The following is a 6,727-nucleotide window of genomic DNA, read 5'->3' as shown; positions in this document are numbered from 1 at the left end:
GGCCACAAACGAACGGCAAGGCCGAGCGTTTCATCCAGTCGGCACTACGTGAATGGGCTTACGGCTTCGTCTACAAGAACTCTGACGAGCGAACAAACATGCTGCGTCAGTGGAACCATCACTACAACTGGCACCGCCCGCACCAGGGCATCGGCGGCAAAGCACCGATGTCCAGGCTCTCATCCAGCCGAAACAACCTCTTGCAACTTCACAGCTAGCGGCCATCCGGCGGCTATTCAGCGCGCCGCAGCGCGGCCAGCAACTTTTCGATGTTCGCGTGATAAAAGGCCGTCCGCATCCGGTAGGCTTCGGGGCAAGGCGCGCTGAGCGTGCCGCCGTCCTTCAACCCCAGCACCAGCGCATGGCGCGCAGTGCAGGCGGCCGTCATGGCGGGGCCGGTGGCGGGGCCGCCGAATACCGGCAAGCCCTCGATCGTGGTGACCCAGGCGTCGCGGGTGAAGGTCTTGCAGGACTTCATGCCGTCGAGGATGATGCCGTCCGGCGTCTCCGTGGTGCCGCTGGCGCCGCCGCAATCGTCCTTCATCAGCTTGATCATGGCGCGCAACACCATCGCATTCTTCTGCGCCTGGGTCGGCGCCACCGGGACCGCCAGGCCGGTCTCGCCGAACAGGGCGGCCCATTGCGCCTCCATCGTACCGTCCGCGCCCAGCAGCGCGGGAAGCCTGCCGGCCCGGCATGCCGGCGAGTCGCCGCATTCCAGTGCCCGGGCAAAGTCGGGCTGGCGACCGGCGGCCAGCTCGCGGTAGAAACCGTCGATGCGCGCGAATGCGGTGCCCCTGCCCTGGCGCGCCGCCAGCGCATACGCCCAGGCCGGCAGGCCGCAGCGGTAGGCGAGGCGGTTGGCGGCGATCTCGCGCGCCGTCAACGAACGCCAGCTGCGCCCCTCGGTGTAGAGCATGCAGTCGGCCAGCGCCTGGTCGAGGTCGGCGGCCGCCTGCGCCGGCGTCAGCCAGCCCTTCTGCAGCGACACCATCCAGCGCAGGAATTCGCCGCCGCCCTCATGGATCAGGCGCTCGTCCGGGTAGGCGTCGACCGCATCGCGCAACTGGAAACGGTGGCTGAATTCATGCGACACCAGCCGGATCAGCTCGGCCTGCTCGTGCGGACCCGCTTCGCGCGGCCAGTTGAACAGGGCCAGGCGCAGCACGCCGGCGGCGTCGCCGCCGATGTTCGGACCGCCCGGCTCCTCGGCATAGGCCGCCGCCACGATCGGGCGCGTGAAGCGGGCATGCGGCAGCGCGCCCTGCAGGACCTCGACGGTGCCGTCCGCCACCGTCCGGATCTGCGCCACCGCGGCGGCCGGCAGGCGCGGATCGAAATAGACCGGCACTGCGCCATCCCGGTCCGGGAGCGGCGCCGTCAGCAGCAGGGCCGCAGCATCGGCGCCCTCGGCGGCCACGGCGGCATCTCGCCAGGCCCTTCCTTCGACGGCGATGCCGGGCGCGGCCAGCCGGTAAGCCACCTTGCCGCAGCTGCCGCCCACCGCATAGTTCGACAGGTGGACGTACAGGCCCTGCCCGACCGGGAAAGCGGCCGGAAAGCCGATGTGGCGGGTCGCGGCCGGTACGCGGAAACGCAGCGTCGTCGGCGCCGAAGCGGATGGATCGCCGCGCCGCTCGAGGCGGTCGGCGCCCGCCACGCCTTCCCGCCCCTGCGCCTGCCAAGCGGCGCGCGTTTCGCGACCGGCCTCGCCGTCCTTCAGGAAAGCCAGGCCTTGGCAAGAGGTAGGCAGCGTGTAGCTGACTTCCAGCGCATCCGCTCCCAGCAGACGGAGCTGGACATCGACCTCGGCGGCGTGGCCGGCGCCACTCCAGGCAGCCGCGTACAGGATCAGGGCAGACAAGGTATGCATGGGACATCTTTCAGAAATTGCAGATAAGAAAATTTATCATAAAAACAATTTCTTGATAGACGAAAGCGACGGCCCCGCCACGCCGTGGCCTCCAATGCTTATTCGTTTACAATATTGCTCGGAAGACAAAAACGCCGCGGCCGCGTGCCGTGCCCTAGCAGCATTCCCAACCGGAATTCATCATGCGAGGTTTCATCCGCCCCTTCCTGCTTGTTTGCGCGCTGGCCGGCCCCGCCGCGGCGCAGGCGCAAGTGCAACAACAGGCGCAACAACAGGCACAGCAGCAGCGCGTGCCCGACACCCTGGCCCAGCGCCTGGCCGCCTGCGCCTCCTGCCACGGCAGCGCGACCACGCCGCCGGCGGCGGTCGGCTCCGGCAGCGAGCGCCAGTACTATCCTCGCATCGCCGGCAAGCCGTCCGGCTACCTGTATAACCAGCTGAGCAATTTCCGCGACGGCCGGCGCCAGTACCCGCTGATGACCTGGATGGTCCAGCACCTGTCCGACGATTACCTGCGCGAAATCGCCGACTATTTCTCGGCCCAGCACCAGCCGGCGCCGGTGCTCGACCGCGCGCGCCTGCCGGCCGCCGAACTGGAGCGGGGCCGCCAGCTCGTCAACCGTGGCGACACCGCGCTGAAAGTGCCGGCCTGCATCGCCTGCCATGGCGAACGCCTGACCGGCGCCCTGCCGGCCATCCCCGGCCTGCTCGGCTTGCCGCGCGACTACATCAACGCCCAGTTCGGCGCCTGGCGCAACGGCAGCCGCCACGCCCTCGACCCGGACTGCATGGGCAGCATCGCCTCGCGCCTGAGCCTGGCCGACGTGTCGGCGATCTCGGCCTGGCTGGCCAGCGAACCCGTGCCGGCCGACCAGAGCCCGGCGCCCTCCCTTCCCCGCCCCCTGCCGCTGGCCTGCGGCAGCGCCCCGGAGCCGAAGCCATGAAGCGCCGCATCCTGATCGCCCTCGGCGTCCTCCTCGTCGTCGCGGTCGCCGCGGCCTTGCTGGCCTGGCCACGCGCCGAATTCATCCCGTCGCGCTCGCCGCAGGCCTGGGCCCCGGAGGCCAACAACATCGCGCGCGGCGCCTACCTGGCGCGCGCCGGCGACTGCGCCGCCTGCCACACGGTGCGCGGCGGCGCCGCCTATGCCGGCGGGCGCGCCGTCGACACCCCCTTCGGCCGGGTGATGGCGCCGAACATCACGCCCGACCGCGAGACCGGCATCGGCGCCTGGAGCGCCGACGATTTCTGGAACGCCCTGCACAACGGCATCGCGCCCGGCGGCCGCCTGCTGTATCCGGCCTTCCCCTACCCGAACTATACGAAGGTCACGCGCGACGATGCCGACGCCCTGTTCGCCTACCTGCGCAGCCTGCCGCCGCAGCGCAATGCACGCCAGCCGCACGCGCTGCGCGCGCCCTACGGCAGCCAGGCAGCGCTGGCGGCCTGGCGCCTGCTCTATTTCAAGCCCGGCGTCTTCACGCCCGAGCCCGCACGCGGCCTGGAATGGAACCGCGGCGCCTACCTGGTCGAGGGACTGGGCCACTGCAGTGCCTGCCACAGCACGAGGAATAGCCTGGGCGCCAGCAGCCAGGGATTGCAGGGCGGCCTGATTCCGGTGCTGGGCTGGTACGCGCCCGCGCTGGCGTCGCGCAATCCGCACCTCGTGCAGCTGCTGCAGACCGGCGTGTCGCCGAACGGCGCGGTATATGGTCCGATGGCGGATGTGGTGCGCCAGAGCCTGCAACACCTGTCGGCGCAGGACCTTGGCGCGATGGCCGCTTACCTGCACGCGCTGCCGGCGGAGCCTGAGGCAGCGCGGCCGGCGCCCCTGCCGTCGGAAGCGCTGATGAAGCTGGGCGGACAGATCTACGACCGGCATTGCATCGACTGCCACGGCAAGGACGGCCGCGGCGCCACCGGCGCGAATGGCGCGCCCGTCTATCCGCCCCTGGCTGGCAATCGCACGCTGGCGATGCGGGATCCCGTGAACGCCATCCGCATCGTGCTCAACGGCGGCTTTCCGCCTGCTACCGGCGGCAATCCGCGCCCCTACGGCATGCCGCCCTACAGCCAGGTGCTGGATGATGCCGACGTGGCGGCGGTTGTAAGCTATGTGCGCGCCAGCTGGGGAAACAGCGCTCGCATGGTCACGGCGCCGGAGGTCAACCGCTATCGCGCGGTGCCTTTGGACTGACTATGAATACTGTCGAGAATTTTTACACCTGTGCAAGATTCTTACTCCTGATGCTAGCAAAATTTACTGCTGGAATAATAAAAATTCCAGTAAAGACAGATACTTACGATAATTCAACAATATCTGGCATTGAACTTGCTTACCCTTAGCACGGAGTTCCTGACATCAACTAATCGCCAAACCATGAAAAAACTTCTCGTTACCTTAGCAGCCGCCTTCGCCAGCTACACTGCATCGGCGGCACCAGTCATCCAACTGCCGGCCGGTCCGATCTATCTGGAGTACAGCGGTCAGGAGCAAATCGCCATCAACGGTGCCACGACCTTCGCAGGCACCAAAGAAATCAACTGGGGCGTGTTTACTGTGACCGCGCTTACCCTCGGCCAAGTGTCATCGCCCAATGACCTCATCGACAAAAAAGACGACCAGGCAGCATTTTTCAATAACATCATTTCCGGCGGCCAGATCACTGGCATGTTCTACGGAATCGAAAAAGGCGGCGCCTCGGCGGGTAATTCATTTCCCGCAACCAAGGGCTTTCTGGATCTGTATTGGCGCGACCTGAACGACCTGCCGGCGTCGTCGACGTCGACTGGCACCTTGCCCGATATTCGTTGCGGTTTCAGCTGTGCCAAGGGCTTCACCGAGGGCACCCTGTTGGCTCGTCTGTATTTTGACTCCGGCATGGATGCCTTCAATCCCCTTAACACCATCACGGGAAGTCAGGTTCCGAGCACTTCCGGGTTCAATGGCCTGGCAGCTTCCTACGCTTCGGTTGACACGTCGGCGAAAGGCGCATGGACCGATACCCTTAACTCGAATTGGTTCACGACAGCCCAAGGCAGCCGCGACCTGCGCTTCGACAACGTCTACAGGACCAATACGGCCTGGAATGGCGCACCGGGTTCGAACATCCTTGGCGCACGAGTAAACGCTGGCTCCGGTCAGTCGTATGCCCTGCCGGAACCGGGCGCGCTGTCGCTGATGGGCCTGGCCATGATCGGCATGGGCGCCGCACTGCGCCGCCGTTCGCGCAAGTAATCGCGCTTTCGTCGGCGGACTGCGGTCTGCCGGCAAGTGGCACGTCCTAAGATAGGTTGACAGGGTTACGGCCTTTTTCGTTACCCCGTGGATTTGCTTCTATCGACGCCCGATGCACTGCATCGGGCGTTTTGTATTGAAGCGCCGTATGCGGGCGCTCGCAGTTGATCGCTGCTCAGGAGTAAAAGGCTGTGTCATGTCCAATTGGGCCCGTACCAGTTGCAGGGCCAACGGGCTCCAGTCCTGCGGTCCGTATCGTCTTAACCATACCAGCGCTGTACTTCGACCTTGGATGCCGAACTTCTTCTGCGCTTGCTTGGAGGTCATCTCGCCTTTTTGGACCGAGGCAACCACGCCCGGTTTAAAAGCCAAGCTGTAGTCACCTTGGGTTCGCTTTCCCTCAATCGCCATCCCGCTCTCCTTGAATAAGGCAAAGTTAGACAAGCGATTTCAGGACGGGACAGCCGATGAAACTGGTCGCCGCTTACACCATCTCCGCAAAGCCGATGCGGTCGGTGGTCGCCGCACGCGCCTCGTCGACGCCGACCTTGTGCGAGGCCAGCAGGCCTTCCAGCACGCTGTTCATGGTGTGGCAGCCCGGCTCGCGGCCGGCGTTCATGTGGGCGCGGATGGCGCCCAGGTCGCCCTGCTCGATCATGCCGGCCACTTGCGGGCTGATGCTCAGGCATTCGGTGGCGAGGTGGTAGCGGTTGCCCTGCTTCGACGGCAGCAGCGCCTGGCACAGCACGCCGCGCAGGGCGTGCGCCAGGGCCTGGCCCTGGACGTCGGAATTGCCCAGCAGGCGCAGCATCTTCTGCAGGCCCAGCTCGGTCGAGCGCGCGTGCAGGGTGGCCAGCACCAGCGGCCCCGATTCGGCCAGCGCCAGCGCTTCCTGGGCGGTCTGGGCGTCGCGGATCTCGCCGATCACGATCACGTCCGGGCGCTCGCGTAGCGCGTCCAGGGCGCCCAGGTAATAGCTGCCGACGTCGGCGTCCTCGCCCACTTCGCGCTGGGTGATGATGCATTTGCGCTGGGGGATCAGGGTCTCGACCGGGTCTTCGATGGTGATGATGTGGCCGGAACGCTGCTTGTTGATCTCGTCCAGCATCGACGCGATGGTGGTCGACTTGCCCTGGCAGGTATCGCCGATGATCAGCACCAGGCCGCTGGTCAGGCGCGCGAATTCCTGCTCGTCCGGGTGCAGGCCCAGGGTATCGAGGGCCAGCGGCTCTTTCGGGAAGCGGCGGATCACGCAGCCCAGGCGCTTCTTGCCCTGGAAGCTGAAGCAGTTGGCGCGGATGCGCGCCGTGTGCAGGTCGATCGAACGGTCGAACGCGCGTTCCTGGATCCGGTCGGCCCAGTTCGGTTCGATGACGTCGAAGAACTCTTCCAGCTCTTCCTTGGTGATCGGCGAATCCGTCACCGCCACCAGGCCTTTCGGCTGGCGCAGCATCAGCGGACTGTTCTGGTGAATGATGATGTCCGAAAACACCAGCTTCGAATTCAGCAGGTGCAGGATCTGCTCGACCAGGGTACCGAAGACGGGATGATCTTCGTTTTCGATATACGTCAGGGTGGGAATCTGCGAGGACTGGTGGTATTCCATCGGGCGATCG

6 protein-coding genes and 1 pseudogene are annotated in these 6,727 nt (G+C 65.9%); 4 read left to right on the top strand and 3 right to left on the bottom strand.

The annotated features are described in order from the left end of the window. On the top strand, window positions 1-218 hold a 218-nt coding region (locus AC1DOQ_RS20510), incomplete at its 5' end, for an integrase core domain-containing protein (RefSeq protein WP_477368488.1). A 14-nt stretch (window positions 219-232) separates the two neighbouring features. Here AC1DOQ_RS20510 and AC1DOQ_RS20505 read toward each other — a convergent pair. Further along, window positions 233-1,873 carry a hypothetical protein gene (locus tag AC1DOQ_RS20505; RefSeq protein ID WP_477368485.1) on the bottom strand — a complete coding sequence of 547 codons (1,641 nt, stop codon included), beginning with the start codon at window positions 1,871-1,873 and terminating at the stop codon, window positions 233-235. Between the two features lie 182 nt (window positions 1,874-2,055). Between AC1DOQ_RS20505 and AC1DOQ_RS20500 the strand changes: the two genes are divergently transcribed. From AC1DOQ_RS20500 to AC1DOQ_RS20490, 3 genes are all read left to right on the top strand, one after another. Beyond that, window positions 2,056-2,817, top strand: a complete 762-nt coding sequence (locus tag AC1DOQ_RS20500; protein ID WP_477368482.1) for a c-type cytochrome — start codon at window positions 2,056-2,058, stop codon at window positions 2,815-2,817. Continuing rightward, window positions 2,814-4,070 carry a c-type cytochrome gene (locus AC1DOQ_RS20495; protein ID WP_477368479.1) on the top strand — a complete coding sequence of 419 codons (1,257 nt, stop codon included), beginning with the start codon at window positions 2,814-2,816 and terminating at the stop codon, window positions 4,068-4,070. The genes AC1DOQ_RS20500 and AC1DOQ_RS20495 overlap by 4 nt, the downstream gene beginning before the upstream one ends. A 183-nt stretch (window positions 4,071-4,253) precedes the next feature. Next, window positions 4,254-5,111, top strand: coding sequence for a PEP-CTERM sorting domain-containing protein (locus AC1DOQ_RS20490; protein ID WP_477368476.1), 858 nt, complete (start codon window positions 4,254-4,256; stop codon window positions 5,109-5,111). Between the two features lie 231 nt (window positions 5,112-5,342). On the opposite strand, the pseudogene AC1DOQ_RS20485 reads toward AC1DOQ_RS20490, so the two are convergent. Together AC1DOQ_RS20485 and AC1DOQ_RS20480 are read right to left on the bottom strand one after the other, a co-directional pair. After that, window positions 5,343-5,522: pseudogene (locus AC1DOQ_RS20485) on the bottom strand (IS3 family transposase); the annotation flags it as partial. A gap of 73 nt (window positions 5,523-5,595) precedes the next feature. After that, on the bottom strand, window positions 5,596-6,717 hold the full coding sequence (locus tag AC1DOQ_RS20480; RefSeq protein WP_477368474.1) for a type IV pilus twitching motility protein PilT: 1,122 nt from the start codon (window positions 6,715-6,717) through the stop codon (window positions 5,596-5,598). Between the last annotated feature and the right edge of the window lie 10 nt (window positions 6,718-6,727).

The sequence above is a fragment of the Massilia sp. 01N417 genome (genome assembly GCF_056399645.1).
Note: the sequence above shows the minus strand (reverse complement) of the source record. Positions and strands in the feature narration are given on the sequence as shown.

Bases quoted from the DNA above. Each gene is read 5' to 3' on its own strand.
- AC1DOQ_RS20480 (WP_477368474.1), bottom strand. From the start codon at position 6,717: ATGGAATACCACCAGTCCTCGCAGATTCCCACCCTGACGTATATCGAA.
- AC1DOQ_RS20495 (WP_477368479.1), top strand. From the start codon at position 2,814: ATGAAGCGCCGCATCCTGATCGCCCTCGGCGTCCTCCTCGTCGTCGCG.
- AC1DOQ_RS20490 (WP_477368476.1), top strand. From the start codon at position 4,254: ATGAAAAAACTTCTCGTTACCTTAGCAGCCGCCTTCGCCAGCTACACT.
- AC1DOQ_RS20500 (WP_477368482.1), top strand. From the start codon at position 2,056: ATGCGAGGTTTCATCCGCCCCTTCCTGCTTGTTTGCGCGCTGGCCGGC.
- AC1DOQ_RS20505 (WP_477368485.1), bottom strand. From the start codon at position 1,873: ATGCATACCTTGTCTGCCCTGATCCTGTACGCGGCTGCCTGGAGTGGC.